The organism is Galbibacter pacificus (assembly GCF_029603165.1).
Lineage (GTDB): Bacteria > Bacteroidota > Bacteroidia > Flavobacteriales > Flavobacteriaceae > Galbibacter > Galbibacter pacificus.
The window spans coordinates 109359-132663 of the sequence record NZ_JAQSVC010000002.1; the positions used below are offsets into that span (position 1 = coordinate 109359).

Consider the following 23305-nt stretch of genomic DNA (forward strand, 5'->3'; position numbering starts at 1 on the left):
TAAATACCTAACGAAATGATTATTAGTGAAATAAATAATTACATTAAGATAACTACGCTCTTTATTATGCTGTTTTTAATTTCCTGCGGATCACGTAAGGATATTGTTTATTTGCAAAATGCCCAACAATTTGAAACAGAGGTAGAAACCAATACTTTCGAGCCAAAATTTAAAATAGACGATATTTTAAGTATTTATATTTCCAGTTTCGACATGGCCGCAACAACGCCCTTTAATTTAACCAAGGGTTCCGGCGAAGATATACAGGAACTGGAATATGTAATTGATAAAGAAGGTTTTATTGATTTTCCCGTTTTGGGGAAGATAAAATTATTGGGGTTATCTACTTCTGAAGCAAAAGAACTGTTCAGGACAAAGTTGATAGATGGCGGATATTTAAAAGACCCCATTGTTAACATTAGGATAAAAAACTTTAGGGTTACGGTTTTAGGGCAGGTAAGGCAACCGGGAACATACAACGTGGCCGGCGAAAGGATAACCATTTTAGAAGCCATTGGCCTGGCAGGAGACCTGGATATTAAAGGAAGGCGCGATAACGTATTGGTAATAAGAGACTTTAACGGGGCAAAAACGTATACGCGTATCAATTTAACTACCAAGGAGTTTATACATTCTCCGGTATATTACCTAACACAGAATGATGTGGTTTACATAGAGCCAAACAATTCAGTAGTAAAAACATCTAACCTGGACAGTAGGTTAACGATAGGGCTTTCGTTATTTTCTATCATGCTTACTGCTATTATTGCAATTACACGATAATGAATTTACAAGATATACAGGAAACACCATCCAAGGTCAACATTAAAGAGTTTATAAAACCTTATTTAAAGAAATGGTATTGGTTTGTTTTTAGTCTTTTGGTATGCGTGGCCATAGCATTTGCGGTTCTTCGTTATTCCAAACCAATTTATGGTGCCGAAGCCACTATTTTAATTGCCGATGAAACTAAACTTTCTCCCGAGGCTTCTGTTTTGGAAGGATTGTCGGAAACCCCTTTTAGCTCTACAAAAGTAGAAGGGGAAATACAGGTGCTCAAGTCAAGGGAACTTATGCAGACCGTGGTTGAAGATTTAAAGCTTAACCTTCAAATTTTTGCACAAGGCCGTATTAGCGATGTTGAAATATATCAAAATCAGCCATTTACCCTAAATTTTCTGGCCAAGGACTCGGTTATTAATAAATCTTCCTTGCGCTTTACCATTACCATTATTTCTGAAACAAGTTTTAATTATGCCATTAACGATAGGCAGCCAAAGACATATTTATTTGGGGAAAACGTACCAACCAGTTTAGGTAGCCTTATTGTGATACCCAATTTGCAGTATTTTAAAAAATATACAGGAGAGCCATTAAAAGTTGTAATAAAACCTGTAAGCAGCGTGCGGGAACACTATAAAAACAAGCTTTCAGTGTCGTCTATCTCAAAAGGGTCAAATATTGTATCAATATACTTGACAGATCCGGTACAGGATAAAGCAAAAGATATTGTAAACAAACTAACGGAAGTATACAACCAATCTTCCATCGAAGAAAAAAATCAGGTAGCCAAAGCAACATCCGAGTTTATAGACGAACGTATAAACTTAATAGCTACCGACCTTTCTGAAGTAGACTTAACCAAGGAACGCTTTAAGGTAGGCAACAAACTAACGGATATTACTTCAGAAGCGGGGATATTTTTAGAGAGCGGCGCCCAAAACGAACAAAATTTAATCCAATTAGGGACAGAGCTCAATACAGTAAACTATATGAGCGATTATATTGGGTCTCAGGAAAACAACGAACTCTTGCCCACGAACATTGGGCTGTCCGACCCTAATATTTCGTCCATAACAACCAAGTACAATGAACTTGTTCTGGAGCGTCAGCGGCTGTTAAAAACGTCGGGGGAAAACAACCCCATAGTGGTACAACTAGACCAGCAATTAAACGGCCTTAGGTCTTCCATGCAGCAAAGTTTAAATAATTTAAAGAGCACAATTAACATACAAACAAGCAATTTAAGGGCTCAAGAAGACCTTATTAATTCCAGGATTTCTTCTGTACCAGGCCAAGAAAGGAAAAACAGGGATATCCAACGACAACAAAACATTAAGGAAACCATTTACCTATACTTATTGCAAAAGCGGGAAGAATCTGCCATTTCTATGGCAGCTACCTCTCCAAGTGCCAAAGTAATAGAGCCGGCATACAGTAGCTATAGGCCAATATCGTCTGGAACAAAAATATATTTTGCCAGTTTGTTTTTAGGTCTGTTGTTACCTTTTGGCTTTATTTATTTTAAAGAATTGCTGGACACCAAAATTCATAAAAAGGAAGATATTACAGAGACACTTCCCAATATGTCCGTTTTGGTTCAATTACCGCATATTGAACATAAAAAAGAGCTTACAATACAGGTAAACGACCGTTCTGTCCTTGCAGAATCTTTTAGGATATTAAGGACGAACATTGACTATCTTTTTAACAAAAAAGACAGTGGTAAAGGAGAGGTAATTTATGTTACATCTACCATTCCGGGTGAAGGAAAGTCGTTTGTATCGTACAATCTGGCTACTGTTTATGCATACTCAAATAAAAATGTTTTGCTTATTGGCGCCGATATTAGAAAGCCAAGCTTGACCAATTTTATTACAAATAGTTCGCAAATAGGGCTTTCAGAATACCTTCATGGTGATGCCGAAATAGACGATATTATCAAGCCAGTTTTATCTTTTAACAGCTTGGATGTTATTCAATCGGGAAAAATACCGCCCAATCCGGCCGAATTATTAATGGACAATCGGTTGGATACCTTGTTTAAAACGGTAAAAGACAAATACGATGTTATTTTGGTCGATACGGCACCGACATTGCCTGTTACAGATACCGTTTTGATTAGCAAATATGCCGACAGGACTATATATGTTACGCGTGCCAACTATACCGAAAAGTCATTGTTGAGCTTCGTAAAGGAACTTTATATTGATAAAAAGCTAAAAAACATATCGTTGATTATTAACGACGTAAAGGCAGCCAATTTGGGGTATGGGGCCAAAATGGGGTACGGATACATTCAAAAGGACAACAAAAAGAAGAAATGGTTTTAAACGGTACCGAAAGTGTTTTTGGTATTCTCTATAATTTTACTGATTTCATGATCGATTGCCTTTGTTAAAACAACCTCCTCAAGCTTAGAAATGTGTTGCTGGTTGTGTATGTCTGTTCCTATAAAAGAAATGTAACCCGAATTTACAAGGTCTACGGCCATTTTATGGATACTCTTTCCGTAATAATTCCCTAAGGATAAAGCATTTAGTTGCAATAGGCACCCCATTTCCTTTAAATTTTTAAGCAAAAACTGTTGATGGTGAAAATAACGGTATCGTTCGGGGTGTGCCAAAACTGGAATATAATTGTTTGCCGTAAGCTGCTCGATAATTCGTTCCATGTTCATTGGAACCTGTAAAAAGGGCAACTCAATCAATACATAGCGGTCTTTTAAAAACAAGAGATTTTTGTCTTCCAAAAGTTTTTCAAATTCACTGTCTACCATATATTCTGCGGCCACGTTAAAAACCGAAGGAGTTATTTTCTTTTCTTCCAAATACTTTTTTATCTCATCATAACCATTAGCGATAGTTTGCGGGGTATTTGGGTATAAATCCGATAATACGTGTGGGGTGGCAATAAAGCCGGTAATACCCATATTCATGGCCCTGTTAATTAAGTAAAAAGATTCGTAAAGGTTTTTCGCACCATCGTCTATGCCCGGAATTATATGGCAATGTATGTCGACAAAGTCTTTAAAACGGTCTGCCAGCCTCCTTTTTTTGGGAAATAATAGCATAGGGGTTAATAATTTACAGTACCAAAATAACAATTATGTTTTTTATTGAGGCAATTTTATATTAAATATATTGTATACATAAAGAAATTCCTTTCTCTGTAATTTTAACCCCAATAAAAAAGTTAAATGTAAAAAAATACTTATCTATCACATTTTAAAATTGTATATTTTAGTAGTTAATTTTACATAGAATGATGATATTAAGCAACATATTACAAACGCCAGACGGCATTCCGAAACCGGGAAACAACGATCCCATTGACCTGAGTTCGTGGATTGATGTTACTTTTTATATTGTAATCCCCGTTTTAATTATAATCTTCTATTTAACATGGAGAAAAAAGAGACGCAATAAAAAAAATGAATGATTTTTTACGCTTTCTATCCACAATTAGCGGGATAACTAATCATAATATGTTAAAACAATGGGTGTTATAGTCTTATTTCCCCTTTTTAAACGTATGTAATTTATCAATTGTACCATTAATATAAATTACATCTAAATCTAATGAAAAACGCAGCCATGAAGTTCGGGCAACTATGCTTGTCCGTAATGATTTTATTTACAATTTCTTGTAATGACGACAGGGAAACATTAGACCAACTTTTAAGCGACACCGAAGCACCAACCGTACCCACGGGCCTAAGCGCCAGTAACGTAAAAACCGAATCGCTACAATTATCTTGGGAAGCCGCCACCGATAACGTTAAGGTAACCAATTACGAAGTCTTTCAGGACGGCGAGAGTATTGGACTTAGCGGAGGGAATGCATCCCTTGAAATAAGCGGACTTATGGCCAATACCAGTTACGAATTTTCTGTACAAGCGTTGGATGGAGAAGACAATGCATCTTCCATGAGCGACCCTTTAACCGTAACAACTGCTGATGAAGAGGACACAGAAAAACCAAGTCCTCCCGCCAATTTGCAGGCAACAAATATTACAGCGTCTTCCATGGAACTTTCTTGGGAAGCCTCCACCGATAACAACGAAGTTACCGATTACGAAGTTTTCCAGAACGGAACCAGTATAGGTAAAACCAATGGTGAAGTAGTATTTACGGTAGACAATCTTGCAACAGGAACCGAATATGAATTTTATGTCGTTGCCGAGGATCTTGCAGGGAACCTATCAGAAAAAAGCGCGACCATAACGGCCACGACACTGTCTGGTGAAGATACCGAGGAGCCTACCGTACCAACCAACATACAAGCAACCGATATTGCTTCTACAACACTAACCTTAACATGGACAGCCTCTACCGACAATGAAGCTATTAGCGAATACGAAGTTTTTCAAGACGGCGTCAGTATTGGCAGGGTTTCGGGCACAACCATGGAAGTTACCGGCTTAGCCCCGGACAACTCATATGAATTTACCGTACAGGCAATGGATGCGTCTGGAAATGTTTCAGAATTAAGTGATGCATATACTGCAAGTACCTCTGCCGAGCCCATAACCGATTCGGTCATAGATATTATTGTTGCCCGCGACGATCTATCTACGCTGCAAACGGTACTGGAAAGCACCGGGATGACGGCAAATCTGGAAGAAGATGGTCCGTTTACGGTATTTGCGCCCAACAACGCGGCGTTTACTGCCTATGGAACCCTTCCCGGCGGATTTGTGCTTAACCGCCTAATTGTTAACCATGTAGTTGAAGGAGAATTTACGGCACAGGAACTAATTGCCGAAGCAATTGTTACAAACGGGCTAAACGAAGATCTTACCATAACAGAAGACGGCAGTGGGAATATTGTTATAAACGGGGAGGCTAAAATTATAATTAAAGACATAAAAGCCACCAATGGGATTATCCATATAATAGATAAAATTGTTCCAACAACCGACTAAAACCAGCTTCAGGTATAATATTTTAAAAAGCTGCTATTTTACACAGGTAAATAGCAGCTTTTTTGTTTTTTTAGATAGTTTATAATACTGTTAATTGTGGTTTTGAACAATTTGTGAGCTTATATTAAGCATTTTCTTTTAGGTATTTAAATTTCAGATTTGTGTTTAAAACGATTTTATATAATCAAATTCATAGTTCACAAAGTTTTTTATGTTGCTATAGAGGCTTAATCTTGATGTCTTTTTAATTGCTTTATTTAACTGTTTTACCCCGTCCAATAACTTTTCAGCTTAAGAAACAATAATCCTTCCTCTTTTAATTTAATCAATACCTACTGTTACATTATTGTAAACACAATCCTGCTATTTAAACAAATGTTTTAATTATAAATGTAGTTTATTGATGCAAATATAATATATTTGTATATATGTACCAAATAAATTAATATTTATAACTATTACTATGTTAGCTATATACGTCCGTTTAAGCAAAGAAGATGAAGATTCAAATTCAATCAATAACCAACTTAATGAAGGCAAGGACTTTGCTAAAACTCATAAATTAAAATACAAAATATATAATGAAGGTGAGGGGGTAAGCGGTACTTTGGACATTGCACAACGTCCACAACTACAGCTTCTGATGAATGAAATAAATAGCGGTGTTATTACTTCAGTATGGATGCGTAATCAGAACAGGCTCGATAGAAATAGCTTAACATTTGCTTTTTTCGTTGATATAGCAAAAAAGAATAATATTGATGTGTATTTTGGTAATAATGAAAAGCTGGATTTCAATAACCCTACAACACTTTTAACAACCTCAATACTATCAAATTTAAATCAATACCAAGCGCAACTTCAATCCTATCAAACCAAAAATGTAATACAAAAAAAAGTAAGTGAAGGTAAGACGCATGGCATTATTCCATTGGGATATAAAAAAGATGATAATGGATATATGGTGGTTGATGATGATGAAGCAAAATTTGTAAATGAGATATTCCAATTATACTTAAAAAATAATGACGGTGTGCAATTCCTTTGCAATAAACTAAATGATGAAGAACGATTAACTAGAAATGGCAAGCAATGGAAAAGCTATGTATTATGGAATTTATTGCACAACACAACATACATAGGTAAAAGACTATTTAAAAATAATATATACGAATGCCCAGCCATTATTGATAAAGGTTTATTTGATGCAGTCCAAAAAAAATTATCTAATTCACAATCAAGTACGGGAAAAAAAGTAACGCACAGATACCTTTTAAAAGGCTTATTAAAATGTGGCAAGTGTGGACGTAACTACAATGGAAGAATAAATAAAAAAGCTGGTGATAAGCATTATATATGCGCAAGCGTTAGAAGTGGACATAAAAGCTGTGGCAATAGAAGATTGGATATAGATAAAATGGAAAATTTTATTTTCCAGCTTATAATAAATAACAGCTGGCTAATCGATAAGGTAAAGGATGAATATAAACATGATGATGATAAATTGAAGCGTTTAAAAGCCGATATAACAACTTATAATAACAATATAACGGCTTATAACAAAAAGAAAAATAAAGCCATTAGAATGACTGTTGATGGGCTTATTGATGAAAAGGACATAAAAGCAATAATAAATGATTACGATTCAAGTATTGAAGCTGAAAAACAAAAAATAAAGGACGTTGAAAATATTATTAATAATATAACTAACAGCAATAAACTAATCAATAGCATTGAAGAAGATATAAATGACTTGTCAAATAAATTAACCTTCAAAGAGAAAAAAGAAATTTTAAATAAATATATAAATAGCATAACCACAACCGATAACAAAACAAAAAAAGAATACCACATTAATATCAATTTCAAAATAGATGTGGAAATGGAGAATTTTATTATTGATTTTAAATATGAAAACTACATATTATTAAAAGAAAATATGATATTTAAATTCAACCCACATCAAAAGAATTACGGTGAACCCGTATTTGAACTAATGCACTAAATTCAATTATTCCTTACCCCCAAATTCAATTAACTTTTCAATTTCATACCATAAATAAAATCTATTATAAATTATACCTTAATAAGTTTTATATATAATAATACACCATAGAATCAAATTTAAGGTTATTTAAATTAAATCTAAGAGCATTTAAATAAAAAATGTTATGTTATATCATAAAATAAATTAAATGCTCTTAAATGGCTTTAAAATGCGTTATAATAATTTATTTAAAATAATATTCACTTTAACCAATTGCAGCATATTTATTATTAAAGATAAAAATGTACACACCAAAAAAATTAAAGGAATTATTAAAAAAATATAAACCATTAACCGAAAAAAGGACAATTGAATTAATATTAGATTGTAAGAATAATAAAGATAATGATGCATTGCAGTTATTATATCTTCATAATATTAGATATATAACATCCGCAACAAAAAAATATGTAAGGAACGAAGATGAATTATATGATTATATAAATGAGATATATTTTGTGATGGATGAATGTGTAAACAAATTTGATTTAAATAAAAACATAAAATTTATAACATATCTGAATCTATATATAAAAAAGAAATGCAGGGAAATAACCAACCAAAGGGAAATTGTTAATTTGAATTATAATACTCATTTTATATTTAAAAAAATTGAAAGATATATAAATCATAAGGCAAACAATGAGCATATATATTTTACCGAATGTGACACCCATATTATTGCGGATGATTTGAACATTGCAACAGCCATGGTTAAAAGGTATTTTAAGCATGCATACAACAGTTATATATCGCTTAATACAAAATATGATGGTGATGAAGAAATGATTGATTATATGGCTTCCAATGATGATTATGATTTGGATTATAAATTAATAATTCAACATTATAAAAATATTATACAGAAAAAGAACCCAAAACATTTTAATATGATTATGGATTATTTTAATGGCAATTATACTTATGAGAGTTTGGGGAAAATATATAACCTTTCGGATGAAAGGGTAAGACAGATAATAAAGGGGTTAAAGAATATAAATGAATTTAATAATTGAAACGTTGGGATGTTATGGCATATGTAACATCATTGTATTTGGTAGTATTTTTGAAAATATTAGATTGTATTTGAACGTAAAATTTTACGTTTTATCCAAATTATTAAGTTGCATGATGTGCTTATCATTTTGGATTGGATTGTTAATTGGATTTATTGGGCATAATGATTTTAATTTATATCAAATACTATTATATGCATGTTATTTTAGTGGCACAACATGGCTATTGTACCATGTACAAAGCGCAATTGAAGGGTTGATTGGTTATTTGAATGGTTATGATTGATATGAGCATATTGTTTATATAATTTTTTATTGGTATATTTGAGATATATATAATTTTTCATTTTGATATTATGTTATACGTTATAATGGCTGGGTTATTTGTTACCAGCCATTTTTATTTATGGTTACCTTTAATAAATAAATAACTATATAACGATGGAAAAAAATAACTTCAAACCAACAGATAAACAAAAGATGTTGTTGTTAAATATATTTGATAACACAGATAAGATTATATGGAATTATAATTTGTATAATCATCTACATGAGGTATTAAGTAAAACTGAATTTAATACCATATTTTCCAGCTTAAGATTAACTGGTTTAATCAAACAAAACGGACATCAAGAAAAGGTTTATAGGTTAACAGATAAAGGTAGAAAGGTAAAACAATTGGGTAGTGTAGATAAATATTATGATGAAATAGATAGGGTAGAAGAACTAAAGATAAATGTATTAAAGAGTACTAAAATAACTAACAATGTTTCAATGGTAGTATCAATAACAACTTTAATTGTTTCAGTATTAACCTTTATAACATTAATATTAAGCAACTAATATTATATATGGATATTGAATTAAAGATAAATAACCAACCATGAATATTAATATATCATATGATTCCAATGAACTAGCCAATAATAAAGACATACCATTGGATAAGAGTTACATTTTAATCAAGGGCAATAAATTGTTATTGTATTATGGGATGATATATGGTGATAATGGTAATGAAATGAGTTATGAAACTTTGAATACACCCTACCAATTAGTTTATATGAAAAAAGATGAACGTGGCTTTTATGGTACAGATAAACAATATTACATTGAAACCGATGATATTTATATTCCATTCATATTCTTTAACCTCACATGGTATCAGTATTTAATTCTTAAGTTTAATAATATAATATACAACCATACAGCCATTGTAATAGCTATATTTTCATTAATAGTTGCAATAACAAGCTTATGTTATCATATTATGAGAGGGTAGGGGATAGGTTAATTAATCATACCATTTATGCATCATAGATTTTTATTATAGCAACATATAAAAAACTTATTTTACATAAGGTAAATTATAATGCAATATTTTATCATTGAAATTAATGGAATTTAATCCAATATAAATTATCTGTATATTTTTAATTAATTTATTCATCGTAAAATACCGATAAAGCCAGTAAAATCAATATATACAAGAGTTTTTTATATGTTTTTTTTAGTGGGTAAAGTAAGCAAAAAATATAATAAACCTTATACTTTAATACATTTTCTATTCAATATTTCAATTATATTTCACACATAACAAACTCATAATCAGTTAAATATAAATTCAGTTAACAAAAGAGTGATAAAACTACCGATTAACATGAATACAATTTTATCTATTAATTTGCTTCTATGTAACCAAGTATCTTTTTTATGGCATTTAATTTTCCAATATTCGAACATATTAAGGTATATATAAACTTGTTTTTCGGTAATTTCTATAGAGGGGGAAGATATTTCATAATTTACATTATTAATACCTAAATTTTTTATATCTGTTTTGGACAACTTGTTAATTTCTATATCTTCTCTAATATTAGTTTTATGTTCAACTATTACACTATGTATATCTTCATTATAATATAGTGCTTTTATTTCTTTTAGTTTACCTTTTTCAATTATAACATAGAGGTTCTTTGTATTTTTAATATATTCTTCGCTATTGGTAAAATCTTCTTCAAATTGCGTTAATGTATAACTTATGTTAACTTCAAATTGTTTTTTGGTTTTTTTACTGTAGTAGATTGTTTTTTTCATTGGTTGTTATAATGTTCTTGTTTTATGTTGAAGATGTTTATTGTATGGTTATTTAACTAAATTGCCGATTTCAGGTTAAAATAAGGGGTTTAGGTTAATAAATATATATTCAGTTAATTATAAACTTAGTTAACAAAAGGGTGATAATACTACCGATTAAGGTGAATACAATTTTATCTATTAATTTGCTTCTATGTAACCAAGTATCTTTTTTATCATACTTAATTTTCCAATATTGATACCATTTTAGATGGATAAAGGTTATTAGTTCATGTTTATTTGGTATTAGTATTTTAACTCTATAATTGTTAGTAATTTCATGAACCATTTTATCATACTTGGTTATTTTATTTATTTCAAAATTATATTCAACAATATTATTATTACTTCTCTTTTGAATAAAATATGAATTAATTTCTTTTATTTTTCCATTATCTATAATTATATAATCATTACTTATACTATTTTCAAATTCATTTATTTCATCTGAATAATTTGAATTAATTACCCTAATATCTTTTTCATAATATACTGGTTTAAAACTTTCTTTATATATATCCAATATTTCTTTACTATAATATAATTTGGTTTTAATCATTTTATATATTGAAGATGTTTATTGTATGGTTGCAGTACCAAATATAGATATTATATCAAATATCTTTGTTCATATTGTTTATTATCCGTTGCACTTGTCTTGTGGAAAGTTCATAATCATTGGCAAGAATAAGATATTTTGATGTTTCGTTTAATTTAATTTCCTTCCATTTTTTATATATCTCAATATCCCGTATTATGGTAAATGACAACAGCCCATATTGCACCATTTGATGTATTATGGGTTCATTTTTTGTTATAAAATCAATTAACTTATCATTGTTTTGGTTTAACATTTTCTTTTATCAGTTCAATGGCTTCGTTATATAATTGGTATATTCTGCTTCTGCTTACCCCCAATGTATCACCTATTTCCTGCATGCTTCTTTTTTTAACGTTCAATCCCATATAATTAATAACTATATACCTATGTTTTGGATATTGGTTTAAAGCGTTCAAACACATATCTATTCTTTTATTATTTATTTCTTCTTCTTCCAAATCATCGTATATATAGTTTGCGTCCTCATATAGATTTGATGTTATGTTATAATTGAACGAAATATTTTTATAGGGGTAGGTTTCATTTTTTTCATAATACTTGTGCATTGGAATGTGTATTGTGGAGGTTTTGCCCTTCATATATTTGTTCATTTCTCCCCATATAAAAGAATGGGCGTATGTTACAAATGAAAAGTTCTTATTATAATCAAAACCATCAAATGCCCTTAATAAGCCTATATTTCCAACTTGTATCAAATCTTGCTTATGTTCCTTCCTGTTCCATTTATTGGCAATGCTAATAACAAATGGTATATGGTTCTCAATGATATTATTCTTTATTTTTTCCTTTTTAATTTGATTGTCCGTGTTGTGGTATTGTTCAAATAATTTTAATGTTTTAATCTTTGTCAATTGGGGTATAATTAAATGGCTCGTTATTGATTATTGCATGTGCAAATTCTTTCAAATGTTTTGTTCGTTCAATAATTTCCTTTATATCATTTTTCATATTGAAATTGTTTTATTAATAAATATGTGGCAATTGATTAAAAGTTCATTTATTTTTAAATAATTATGGGCATACCTTTATTTGATATGCCCATTGGAATTATAAATTTGCTCCCGATTGTATAACGCTTACCCTGTTGTTAACATCGTTTATTTCTTCCACGCTCACAACTGGTGATGGTGCATTTGAATAAGCAACTAGCATGCTTTGCGTTAATAGGTTATAATCGATTAATGGTGAAGCTGTATTTGATGGTTTACCCACAACGCCACCAGTTGCAAAGCCAGGTACCCCGATTGATTTAAATAGGGCATCGCCACCCAATAATGCTTGTTGGTTTTCATTTAATATTACCTCACCATCCTTGGCTGTAATCAATCTATTATCTCCATTGCTCCTGCTTATTGCTTGTCCACCGTTTATCCTTCCACCCGTTGCATAACCATTAATATCTGTTGATGGCATTGATGGTTCTTTTGTGGATGTTATTTGTTTTACGTTTGCAATACCAGCTGCAACGGCTGCCGCTGCGGCAACCGCACCCAATGCTGGCCCAACAATTGGAATTCCTGCCATTGCATTATATGCAGCAACTGCCGATGCATATGTATCAATGGTTGCCTGTGCAATTGCAAATGCTTTTCCTGCGGTTGATTCCTTGCCCATTATGGCAACCATATTGCCCAATGTCTGCGATGCGATATTTAATTTTGCCTGTGCTGTTGCTTGTTTTATCTTTTCTTCTAACTTGGCATATTTTTCTTCTATTTTTGTTTTATCCTTTCCAGTTTTATCGGCTGTGGATAGTTCTTGTTGTTTTTGTTTGTTCAAATAATTAAGTTGCCCATCCAAATTGAATTGCCAATTTTCCGCTTGTGCCTGTCTATCTATTTCAAGGTTAATTAAATCATTTTCGATTTCTGCCTGTCTTTGTTCTTCCTTTAATTGTTGCAGTTGTGCATCCCTTTCAGTTTGGGCAAGCAAAAGTAAATCCGTTTTTTGTTGTTCCGTTAACCTTAAATTTTCCAGTTCCTTTTGTTGTGCTTCATAATCTGCAAGTATTTTTTGTTCCCTATATTCAAAATCATTTTCGATTGTGTATGCCCTTATTTCATCTTCTATTGCCTTTTTTCTTGCTTGGAAATCTTGCAGTTGTGCAATTTCTTCATTGTTAAGTGCGTTTTGGTTTGCCAAGTATTCGGAACGTTGCCCTTCAATCCTGTTTTCAACTTCCAATCTTTCGTTCTTTAACCGCAATACCTCATTTTCCAAATCGATATTGCCCTTGTTAAGTGAAGCTTCTTTTGATGCACCGCTTATTTTTAAATCGATTAATTTTAATTCTGCTTCTGCCTGTTCATCCAGTACCTTTGCCAGTTCTTCATTTATTTTCTTTCTTTCTTCAATTGTCTTTGATTCATCATCCCTTGCCTGTCTTAGTTTTTCAGCTTGTCTTTCAAATTGTTGGATAATACCTTCCTGTTGAATAACAAGCCTTTCCATGTTATTCTTTATATCGGTTAGGGCTTTGGCATCATCTATTATTTTTGAGTAATCTATTTTTGATACATTATTGGCAATTGCCTTTCCAGTTTCCTTTAATTCGTCATATGCGCCCCCTATGTTATTGTACACTTGTTTTCCAGCAATGATTGCCTGTTTTCCAAGTTCATCAATGGTTGCTTTTGTATTTGCCAAATCATCTTCCAGTTCCTTTATTTTGGTTGAATCATTATTACCGAATATTGATTTTTCCCATAATAATTGCGCACCCAAAATGGATGCCTTTATACCATGAAATGCCAATTGAACTGGGGTTAAACCAAGCGTTATTAAACCTTTTGCGGTTTTGGTTAAATTATCAAAACCATTTGTTGCGTTATATACTTGCGTTACAGTATCAACCACAGTACCAACAACCTTATCGAAGGTTATTGAAATGGCATTGAATACCGTATTGATTGTATTTGCAATCTTTTGGTTACGTGTTAAAGCTTCCGTGAATTTTGTTATTGCACCGACAATAAGCAATATACCAGTTGCCTTTAATGCTGCACCAAATGCCTTAACACCTATTTTGGCTTTATTGATTGCTGATGTATAGCCACCTATTGATTGTTTTTGCTGTTCTAACCTTGATGTATTTTGCTTTATAAAGGCATTGTTCTTATCAATCTTATCATTGATAAGTTCCACAGCTTGCGCACCCTCTTTGGTGGAAGTGTTTAATTGGTTACGAAGTTTTTTTAATTCCTTATTATTGTTTGAAGCTTCATCAATCGATTTATTTTCTTTTGTAATTGCTGATGTTAACTTTGTGGTAACCTGAACTTGTTTGCCTTGTTCATCAATCAATTGTTCAACTACCTTTTTTTGATTGTTGAACGAAGATGTTAATGATTTTAATTGCGCTTCATTTTTTACATATTGTTCCGAATTGGTATCACCTTGTTTTTTTAACTCCTTTTGTGATTCCTTTAATTCGTCAATACTTTTTTTTGTGTCACCTAATTTTTTTATTAAGCCATCTGTGTTTATATCTAAGTCTAGTATATTTACCTTTTGTGCCACTCATATTTTCTTTATTTTAATCGTTATACATAAAATGGTATCTCAACCAAAACCACATCTGAAATTGGTTTATTTGGGTTAAATCGAATATTATTAATGAAATAGTACTTACCAGTTTGTTCTAAAAAAATCAACTTGTAGAACGAAAAGTTATATATGTCCACAATTGATAGTTTCATTTTCATTTTAACTTCTTTATAGTTTTGTAAAAGTTGAATGAATTTATTGTAATAGGTATCCAAATAATATTGCATGCTGGTATCTTCCAACGTTACATAACCTATTAATTGAGGTGATGCCGTAACGCTAAAAGGTGTATCATTTAATAACCTTGCATTGAATGTTGATGGTAAGCCCCTTTTTAGTTTGAACAGATATAAGGGTGATGTTTCTTCCTTTGCCACCAATTTATCATTGTCTTCATCATAGTTTAAAAGTGGTAACCTATATAATGATTTGGTTTTGAATTGTCTAGTGCCAGCATATGCGATATTGAAGACGCTTGTATATATTTCCTTTTGTTCTGCTAGTACTGGATTATTGATGGTAAAATAACCATCCAATGGTTCATCAATATAATTTTCATCATAATTAAATTTAAAATTATTTTTTTGGTAGTATGATGATTTATATAATTCGCCTTCACTTGATTGATATTTTGTTGTCCAATTGTCAGCATTATCAAAATCGGTTATAAGGTTATCTATATTTTTTAATTCATATGTATTGTTAAGTGCATTATAATTAATCAATAAACCATAACGGTTCATAACGTCCTTTATATAATCCAGTTGCGTTATTTCGGAATTGCTTATGATGTTAACATCGTATGATGATGGTGCAATTTCCTTTGCCGTTCCATTAATCCTTGCGCTTAATACAACATCATAACTACCATTTGAAACCGATATTAATTCAAAACCTATATCATCACCATTGTTTAAAATGGTGTTCACCTCATAATTTGTTTCGGTTATATCATCGTCAAACTGAAATGAATCTATGGTAACATTATTCTTGGTTATTCTTATCGTTCCAATACCATCATCGCATGTGCACGTGAATGTACATGTGAATTGGATTGGTTTATTATTTGAATTACATGTTATTTTGTTAGAACTAACCGATAATGGGGATGATAATGAGTTGCTTGTTATATTAAAATCATTTTCAATATGAATTGGGGCAATACCATCAGTTACGTTCTTTGTAATTGTATTTGTGGCAAAACTACCCAATGCAGTATCGCCACCACCACCAGCATCTGTAATATTATATGCATCGGTGATATTGGTTATCTCATCATTGCCAATGGTTTCATCGATATAATCACCAGTTACAATTAAATCGCTTTGGGTAAAAATATTTTTAAATAGCTGTTTTACCCTTAACATTGGGTATTGCTTGTCAATTTGTACCGTTGCTGGAAAGATGTTTGTGTACTCCCAATCAGAATAATCAACAACTGGATATTGATACAATGTATTATCACTTAATAAACCATCCTTATAGCTATTTTCGCTCAAAGTGTGATTCGCATAAGAATAATCCAAATCTGCCATTGTTTTACCTTGCAATGCTGTTGCCAAGGTTATAATACCATTATATATTACTATGTTGTAATACATATCGGTTGTACCATTAACAACGGCATAACCATCATTAACCAAGCATACGCCACCGCAATAATAGGTACATTTTAATTTTTTGTATGGTGCGGTTGATTGATTGCCAACAACGCCAAGAAATTCAAATATTTTGGTATTCTTTGTTGTTTTGGGCAATTTTATTGATTGGCTATACGATGATTGTTTATTGGTAACATTCCCCAAATTATTAAGCTGGATGTTCCTTGTAATCGTTTTAGGTATTAAATCAACTTGTTTGTTTTCAATAATTAATATTTCTTCAACCATTAATAATTTTGCATAAATAAATCGGGCATCGTTATAGTTACTTTAACTTGTATTTTTCCATTTTTTTGTTCGCTAACCACATAACTTTTATCTTCTATTTCAACATTGATAAAATCTTTATTACTTACTTGGTTGAATGGTGTTTGATGTATGTACATTTGAACAAACGGTGACATGTATAAACTCTCAATTGTTTTATAATCTTCTTTTCTAACAGTTGTTGTTAATGTATAACTACGTTCAATTGTTTTATTACCGTTTTGATATATTTTATTAAGGTTTTCAATATTTTCGTAACCCACATAATATTTGTTTTTGGTATCAGTTTTTGTCTTAAGTATATCTTCATAAAATCTATCAAATAACCAATATGAGTATGCACCGTTACGATTGAACCATTTAAGGTATACACCGCATTTTGCATCAATCCTATCCAGTACCAAATTATTTTTAAATACATCGTTAACGTATATTTCCAGCTTGTTTTGTTTTGGTGTAAGTGGTAATATATCTTCACTTGTCCAATCATATGCACCATCGCTTACAACAATTCTTTTAACGTTTATATCATTTGTCGCTTCGCTAACTTCCATGCCAGTACTCGCATTTTTAATTTTGATTGTTTTGCTGTTCTCAACATTTAACAATGCAACATCAAATGGGTAACCCTCAAAATATGTTGCTTTAAAATCCACATTATTTTCACTTGGTAACATCAAGTACATATTTGGCGATGCATTTAATTTTTGCACATAACCAAGAATATCTTCAGCACTTTTAATTAACCTAAAGCCAATGGATTGCCCTTGGCATGTGGCGTTATCATTGCATACCCTAAATTCTGGATTGAATGTTAATTTTAAATTTGGATCCTGATAAATAAAATCACCAGTACTTAAATCAGGTTCAATACTATCTTCAAATGGTTCATCACCAAGTTCAACTTTAATTATATCTTTTAAATTAATTGAAAATGTACCATCAGGGGCTGGATAAACCTTAAATGGTAATGTGCTTACACTTGTATGTACTTCCCCATATGTTATATTTGAAAGTGTATTATTATCCCATTTAACTATACTGTTGTTATATGCGGACAATACATTATTTATTCCTTCGGGTTGTGATATTATATTGGTTGCCATTATATATTTTTAAATGATTCTTTAATTGTTATTGTTACTTCATTTATGAACATTTGTGCGTTGAATACGGTTAACCTATCTATTATACTTTGTATTCTGTCAGGCGTTATAATTTTATCATACACATATAAATGATTCTCTTTATCAGTACCTTCTTGCCCTATTTTTCTTGCAATTAAATAGGCTAGGGTGGAAGTACTCATTTTTTCTTCCAATGGTTTTATGCCCTTTTCTTCAATCCATTGTTCAATGGCTTCAATGGGTGGTTGTTTTCCTGCTTTTCTCCCTTGCAATGTCATGTTACCTAAAAGGCTACCCATGTTGTTGCCCAATTCAATTGTTAAGTCCTTCTCAAATTGTCCTGAAGTTCTTTTGTTAGAATTATTATAAAGGGTTAAAATGTCATCCCTAATGGCATTTAATTCATCTTCAATTATTTTGTTGTTATCAAAAATTTCCAATTCATAATTATATTTCGCTTACGTTATAGTTTACAATGATACCATCATAATTCCCGTCGAATAAGTTAATTACCTCGGTTGTCCTAAATGTATTTATGGCATAATCGCCACAGCTTAAAATCGTTTTGATTTTGGTTAAATGGTTGTCAATTAATGGTTTTATATAGGATTGATATTTTGAAGATTCATCACCATCATATAATTCATCAACATCGGATGATAATAGTAAAAGAAACCTTCCCGAATATGTATTTGATTCAACACCACTTTCAGAAAATGATGTATCGATTACAACCGAATCCAAAAATAAATTAACCTTATTATCATCGATTTCATTATACATATCTTCCACATTTTGATAGTCCTGCCTACCATAGATAAATTCCCAGTTATTTATTTGAGCAATATTTTTTAATAAATCGTACATGTTTTTTTTAAGCTATTTTTTTCATTTTAATATTATTTATATCCGCCTCTATATCACTTTTTTCCATGTCCATCATTAATTTTGATAGTACCAATTGATAAGGCAATTTTTCAATTTGTTCATATTTTAAAATATCACCTTTAGCCAATTTGTCAATTGTGTTTAACACCCCATATTTTGACAGTCTTTTACTTCCATCAACCATTTCCCATTCTATGCTTGTGTGTTTACTTACTAGGTTATTTTCTTCCATCTCATTGATGGTTATTACTTGCTCCTTTAGGTTGTTCAACACACCATAAAAATCATATATCGATAAATCATATATTTGTTTTTTCTTTAAATTGCTAACCATTTTAATCAGTTCAACCAATCCTTCTTTTGTTGGTTGCGTTAAAATTAATTTTGCGTTTATCACCTCTCCAAATGATAGGTTTATAAGTTCCTTTAAAGGCTTTTTATTTAGCGTTTTAAGAGGTTTTAATGCTTCCAATACAAACAGATAACTATCAATAATAGATTCATCAGATAGGCTTAAAAACTCTTTAAATGTGTATCTTTTTAAATCCATTATCCAACCATTTTTAATCCGAAATGTTGTTTTTTTCCCATTCTCATTAGATATATATATCTTATACTATCTATTAAGTGGTTATAATTATCAATTGGTATGTTTAACCTTTCCCCATTCCTTGTTTTAGCCCATGTATAGTTGTTTAATTCTTTGATTAAATTAACCGCCGAATTAACCACCCTAAAGGATGTTTGTTGCATCAAATTAATTCCATAATTAACGCTGTCTTTTCCTTTCTTAACTGGTACAACATTTAAACCATATGTATTCAATTCTTTTATAGATTTTGGTTCGGCTGAATCCGCATAAATGATTGTGTTTTTTAACCCCTTTTGGATTAATAATTTTGCCAGTTCATTATTCAATAATCCCTTTTGGTAAATGATTTCATCAATTATATATTCCCCATCATATTGGTATAATGCACTAACGGCACATTCATCATTTGCAAATCCAAAATCCAAGCCACAAGCCAACAGTTTTGCATCATCGGGCAATCTGTCTATTTCTTTCCAGTTGGTAAATATTGCACCCTCAATTTGCCCTTCTATTCCATATACATATACCTTTACCCAATTTTTCCAATACTCACTACCATTTTCAGCTTTCTTTATTTTATCCTGATAATATTGTATCGTATTTTCAGGTAAATATTCGTTGTCCAAATAATTAAGAATTACAAAATTTGATTTATCATCTTCAATCAAATCCCGTATATATGTTAAATGCGATGGGTTAAAATCCAAAAAGGTTAAAGTTCTTGTTCTCATCTGTAATTGATGAAATGCTTCTTCACTTATATTGTTTGCTTCATTGACAAATAATATATCCCTTCTCGCACCCCTTAGTTTTGATGGTTCATTTGCACCAAAAAATTCAAATCTTGTTCTTCCTAACCTATATCTATTTTCAGTTTTATTGTGTTGTTTTTCATTGTATAATCCCATTTCGGTTAATATGTTAACAAAGTCACGCATTGCACCCCTTTTAAGGTGTGGCATGCTCTCACTAACTATACTAACCAGCGTACTATTCCTATTTTGTATAGCAGTTAAAATAAGTAGTTGTAATATTGAATAAGTTTTGCTACTCCCTGCCGAGCCTTGCACAACCCTTATATTACCTTTTAGTTCATTTATCTTCCTGAATGCCGTGGTTATTTTCAACTATCATTATCATTATCATTTTCGTTATTATTTTCTTTTAGTTGGGCAATTGGCTTGGCATCCTTTAACAAACCACCATTTAGTATATTATTTATCATATCTTCATCTTTGCTATTTCTCGCATCAATAAATATCTGTGGTGCATGTTGTGGTAATTGGATAACTTTATTGTTAAACTCTTTGTATTTCCTCTCCAATAGCCAAGCCATTTTTTGCCAACTTCTTTCTGTGCTTTTGTCCAACATCTTTTTACCAATACTCTGCTTCATTCTTATATCGGCTTCCAATAACATGTCTTGAATCGTCCTGCCAATTTCATCATTCATATTAATTGCTCTCCCTTTACTCCAATTGTCGAAGGTATCCCATGCAATTTTATCTTCTTTGGGCAATCTTTTATTGGTTAAAAACCATATTTCTTTTTTATTAAGAAAGGTTAAATCTTCATTTTCAATTACATCCCTCATCGCTGGAATCCAAGTTGTTTGCTGTTTGGTTGCCATATATTACTTCATTTGTTTTGCTATTATTATTATGCGCTATATGGGTTAAAATGTTAAGTATGGAAATAAAAAAATGCCCTTTATGGGGCATTGTATAACGGTTATATGTATGAGTAATTTAATTTATGGTGTAAAGTAAAATGCTGCTTCTTCTTTTCTCCTGTTTTTTAATCCTTCAATAACTTTCCCTTTTGCTTTGTTCCATCTTAAGAATTCATCTATTATGGTAATATCATAACAATCTTTATTGACTTTTTTTAACAATGTTGATAATGAAAATGCATGTATGCCAACATTGTAACAAAAGCTTACCAATGCATTAAATTGGTTTTGGGTTAGGGTAGTGGTTACCTTATTATTAACCGCATCTTCATATTTCTTCACAACCACAAAAAACATGTCTTTTGCCTTAAATTTATTTATTCTTTTGTCTTTCATTGTAACTTTTCTGCCGTCAGGATAATAAGTATTTCCATAACCAATTGTTGGCACTCCTGCTGGGCATAAATAGGGGGTACTACTATAACCCTCATACCTTAAAATAAAATTAACCCCATCATTATTTATCCTCATTTATAAGTTCCACATTAACAAGCTCGTTATATTTCATATTGTATTTTATTTCCAATTTATTTTTAATTTCATTTAATTTTAATTGGGCATCGCAATAGTTTTTATTGCAATAATTTTTTTTCAATATTGTATTTAATTTCATCAAAAACTTTTTCATTTTATCTATTATTTTTTTGAACGATTTCTTTGATTTGAAGCAATACATTTAATATTTCTTTGTCAGCTTCTTTTGAATCGTTTAATCTTTCTTCCCATATGGCAGTTAATCTAATTACATCCTTAGCCAGCGTATCTTTATCATCTTCAGCTTTTGTTAATTTTTTTGCCAAATAATAAATTGCCACTCCCATCACAACAACAACTGGGGCTTGTTGCACTAACCATTGCCATATATCTACGGTATTATTCATTTTTTAATTTATATTCTTTTTTCATTTATTATTTATGCGCAAGATGCACTATCGATAAAACTACTACTTTCCTTTATCCATAGCCTTGCACTTGTTCCATTACTGTACCAACCAGTATTAGCCAATGTTGAACCATCTTCATTTGCATATAACACACCAGTACTTGTCCAGTTCTTATCATCGGGGATATAAAATGTTTGCCTTGCACCAGTATTGTTCCATGTTTGACATGCCGATGTTGCTGGGTTGTCCTGAACCAATAATATTGTTTTATTATCGGGCGTTGGTGTACCACCTCCACCTTCAGAATTATCTTCTTCACATTGAGTTAACCCGTTGAATGTTTGATTGCTTTTGTTCCAATACCTCGCCCATGCACCATTTGAGTACCAACCAGTATCTGCCAATGTAGTTCCTTCAACATTTACATATAATTTATCAGCACCAGTCCATGTATAACCATCTTTTATATAATAATGTAATCTTCCAGCTTCATTAATAAAAGCAACACATGCATTTTCAGCATTACTACCAATACTTACATCCATTGGTGTTGTGTCAACCCCTGGGTTTTCATCTTGATAGGCATATGTGGTAAAAGATGTTCCATTACTTGTTATGGTTATTTCCATTCTTCTTTCATAAATGGTATCGTTGTAACCATAATTGCAAGTTATATTAACCCCTGTTCCACTACCAGTTGTTGGGGTTATCGATAACCAATTAGCACTTGTATCTTCATCCCACACATTAGCTAGCGGATAATATCTAATATATTTTACGGTAATTGCCCATGAATAACCTTGTCCATTAAACACGGTTAAATTAAATGAACCACCATTATAAGTTAAATGGTTTACAATTTCTTCTTCAAATCGTGCAGCTTGTTTAACTCGTTGATATGGTACTAATTGGCTATTACTATATCCGTTTATTAGTGACATAACCAAACCATCATAACGTAGCATAAGTGATTGTTTAGTAACACACATTTTACTCGCAACCGTTGGAATGTCAGCATATAACAAATTGTTATCTTCCATCCATTTTAAATCTTCATAAGTTACTATCGCATTCGTTTG

The 23305-nt window shown here is 31.4% G+C and carries 25 protein-coding genes; 8 read left to right on the top strand and 17 right to left on the bottom strand.

Annotated features, from left to right (window positions below; all coding sequences use genetic code 11):
• The first annotated feature begins 15 nt into the window (after positions 1-15).
• Together PSF86_RS05010 and PSF86_RS05015 are read left to right on the top strand one after the other, a co-directional pair.
• The gene (locus tag PSF86_RS05010) at positions 16-783 is read left to right on the top strand and encodes a polysaccharide biosynthesis/export family protein (protein WP_277898961.1); all 768 of its coding nucleotides are present in this window, start codon (positions 16-18) and stop codon (positions 781-783) included.
• The gene (locus PSF86_RS05015; RefSeq protein ID WP_277898962.1) at positions 783-3113 is read left to right on the top strand and encodes a GumC family protein; all 2331 of its coding nucleotides are present in this window, start codon (positions 783-785) and stop codon (positions 3111-3113) included. The genes PSF86_RS05010 and PSF86_RS05015 overlap by 1 nt, the downstream gene beginning before the upstream one ends.
• Here the strand turns inward: PSF86_RS05015 and PSF86_RS05020 are convergent.
• Positions 3110-3853 carry a tyrosine-protein phosphatase gene (locus tag PSF86_RS05020; RefSeq protein ID WP_277898963.1) on the bottom strand — a complete coding sequence of 248 codons (744 nt, stop codon included), beginning with the start codon at positions 3851-3853 and terminating at the stop codon, positions 3110-3112. The two genes, PSF86_RS05015 and PSF86_RS05020, sit on opposite strands and share 4 nt — an antisense overlap.
• Positions 3854-4044: 191 nt before the next feature.
• On the opposite strand from PSF86_RS05020, the gene PSF86_RS05025 reads away from it, so the two are divergent.
• The 6 genes from PSF86_RS05025 to PSF86_RS05050 all read left to right on the top strand — a co-directional run bounded on the left by PSF86_RS05025 (position 4045) and on the right by PSF86_RS05050 (position 10053).
• On the top strand, positions 4045-4221 hold the full coding sequence (locus PSF86_RS05025) for an adenylosuccinate synthetase (RefSeq protein WP_277898964.1): 177 nt from the start codon (positions 4045-4047) through the stop codon (positions 4219-4221).
• Positions 4222-4361: 140 nt separating this feature from the next.
• A complete protein-coding gene (locus PSF86_RS05030) occupies positions 4362-5708 on the top strand; it encodes a fibronectin type III domain-containing protein (RefSeq protein WP_277898965.1) in 1347 nt (448 codons plus the stop codon).
• Between the two features lie 463 nt (positions 5709-6171).
• The gene (locus PSF86_RS05035) at positions 6172-7713 is read left to right on the top strand and encodes a recombinase family protein (protein ID WP_277898966.1); all 1542 of its coding nucleotides are present in this window, start codon (positions 6172-6174) and stop codon (positions 7711-7713) included.
• Between the two features lie 284 nt (positions 7714-7997).
• Positions 7998-8771, top strand: coding sequence for a sigma factor-like helix-turn-helix DNA-binding protein (locus PSF86_RS05040; protein WP_277898967.1), 774 nt, complete (start codon positions 7998-8000; stop codon positions 8769-8771).
• A 441-nt stretch (positions 8772-9212) separates the two neighbouring features.
• Entirely contained in the window at positions 9213-9614 is a 402-nt protein-coding gene (locus PSF86_RS05045) for a hypothetical protein (protein WP_277898968.1), read from the top strand.
• A 40-nt stretch (positions 9615-9654) separates the two neighbouring features.
• Positions 9655-10053: a hypothetical protein gene (locus PSF86_RS05050; RefSeq protein ID WP_277898969.1), complete on the top strand. Its 399-nt coding sequence runs from the start codon at positions 9655-9657 to the stop codon at positions 10051-10053.
• A 326-nt stretch (positions 10054-10379) separates the two neighbouring features.
• On the opposite strand, the gene PSF86_RS05055 is transcribed toward PSF86_RS05050, so the two are convergent.
• From PSF86_RS05055 to PSF86_RS05130, 16 genes are all read right to left on the bottom strand, one after another.
• A complete protein-coding gene (locus PSF86_RS05055; RefSeq protein ID WP_277898970.1) occupies positions 10380-10868 on the bottom strand; it encodes a hypothetical protein in 489 nt (162 codons plus the stop codon).
• A gap of 109 nt (positions 10869-10977) precedes the next feature.
• Positions 10978-11466, bottom strand: coding sequence for a hypothetical protein (locus PSF86_RS05060; protein WP_277898971.1), 489 nt, complete (start codon positions 11464-11466; stop codon positions 10978-10980).
• Between the two features lie 55 nt (positions 11467-11521).
• A complete protein-coding gene (locus PSF86_RS05065; protein WP_277899616.1) occupies positions 11522-11761 on the bottom strand; it encodes a hypothetical protein in 240 nt (79 codons plus the stop codon).
• Positions 11742-12380: a sigma-70 family RNA polymerase sigma factor gene (locus PSF86_RS05070; protein ID WP_277898972.1), complete on the bottom strand. Its 639-nt coding sequence runs from the start codon at positions 12378-12380 to the stop codon at positions 11742-11744. Before PSF86_RS05070 ends, PSF86_RS05065 begins: the two co-directional genes overlap by 20 nt.
• A gap of 196 nt (positions 12381-12576) precedes the next feature.
• Complete coding sequence (locus tag PSF86_RS05075) at positions 12577-15048, bottom strand: coiled-coil domain-containing protein (protein WP_277898973.1); 2472 nt, start codon at positions 15046-15048, stop codon at positions 12577-12579.
• 23 nt (positions 15049-15071) lie between these two features.
• Entirely contained in the window at positions 15072-16964 is a 1893-nt protein-coding gene (locus PSF86_RS05080; RefSeq protein WP_277898974.1) for a hypothetical protein, read from the bottom strand.
• Positions 16964-18109, bottom strand: coding sequence for a hypothetical protein (locus PSF86_RS05085; RefSeq protein ID WP_277898975.1), 1146 nt, complete (start codon positions 18107-18109; stop codon positions 16964-16966). The genes PSF86_RS05080 and PSF86_RS05085 overlap by 1 nt, the downstream gene beginning before the upstream one ends.
• On the bottom strand, positions 18109-18570 hold the full coding sequence (locus PSF86_RS05090) for a hypothetical protein (protein ID WP_277898976.1): 462 nt from the start codon (positions 18568-18570) through the stop codon (positions 18109-18111). Before PSF86_RS05090 ends, PSF86_RS05085 begins: the two co-directional genes overlap by 1 nt.
• Positions 18571-18577: 7 nt before the next feature.
• Complete coding sequence (locus PSF86_RS05095) at positions 18578-18997, bottom strand: hypothetical protein (protein WP_277898977.1); 420 nt, start codon at positions 18995-18997, stop codon at positions 18578-18580.
• A 7-nt stretch (positions 18998-19004) separates the two neighbouring features.
• The gene (locus PSF86_RS05100; RefSeq protein WP_277898978.1) at positions 19005-19568 is read right to left on the bottom strand and encodes a hypothetical protein; all 564 of its coding nucleotides are present in this window, start codon (positions 19566-19568) and stop codon (positions 19005-19007) included.
• Entirely contained in the window at positions 19568-20737 is a 1170-nt protein-coding gene (locus PSF86_RS05105) for a PBSX family phage terminase large subunit (protein ID WP_277898979.1), read from the bottom strand. The genes PSF86_RS05100 and PSF86_RS05105 overlap by 1 nt, the downstream gene beginning before the upstream one ends.
• Positions 20734-21240 carry a hypothetical protein gene (locus PSF86_RS05110; RefSeq protein ID WP_277898980.1) on the bottom strand — a complete coding sequence of 169 codons (507 nt, stop codon included), beginning with the start codon at positions 21238-21240 and terminating at the stop codon, positions 20734-20736. Before PSF86_RS05110 ends, PSF86_RS05105 begins: the two co-directional genes overlap by 4 nt.
• A 123-nt stretch (positions 21241-21363) precedes the next feature.
• Entirely contained in the window at positions 21364-21813 is a 450-nt protein-coding gene (locus tag PSF86_RS05115) for a lysozyme (RefSeq protein WP_277898981.1), read from the bottom strand.
• Positions 21800-21970, bottom strand: coding sequence for a hypothetical protein (locus PSF86_RS05120; protein WP_277898982.1), 171 nt, complete (start codon positions 21968-21970; stop codon positions 21800-21802). The genes PSF86_RS05115 and PSF86_RS05120 overlap by 14 nt, the downstream gene beginning before the upstream one ends.
• A 1-nt stretch (position 21971) precedes the next feature.
• Positions 21972-22223 carry a hypothetical protein gene (locus PSF86_RS05125; RefSeq protein ID WP_277898983.1) on the bottom strand — a complete coding sequence of 84 codons (252 nt, stop codon included), beginning with the start codon at positions 22221-22223 and terminating at the stop codon, positions 21972-21974.
• 32 nt (positions 22224-22255) lie between these two features.
• On the bottom strand, positions 22256-23191 hold the full coding sequence (locus PSF86_RS05130) for a BACON domain-containing protein (RefSeq protein ID WP_277898984.1): 936 nt from the start codon (positions 23189-23191) through the stop codon (positions 22256-22258).
• Positions 23192-23305: the final 114 nt, after the last annotated feature.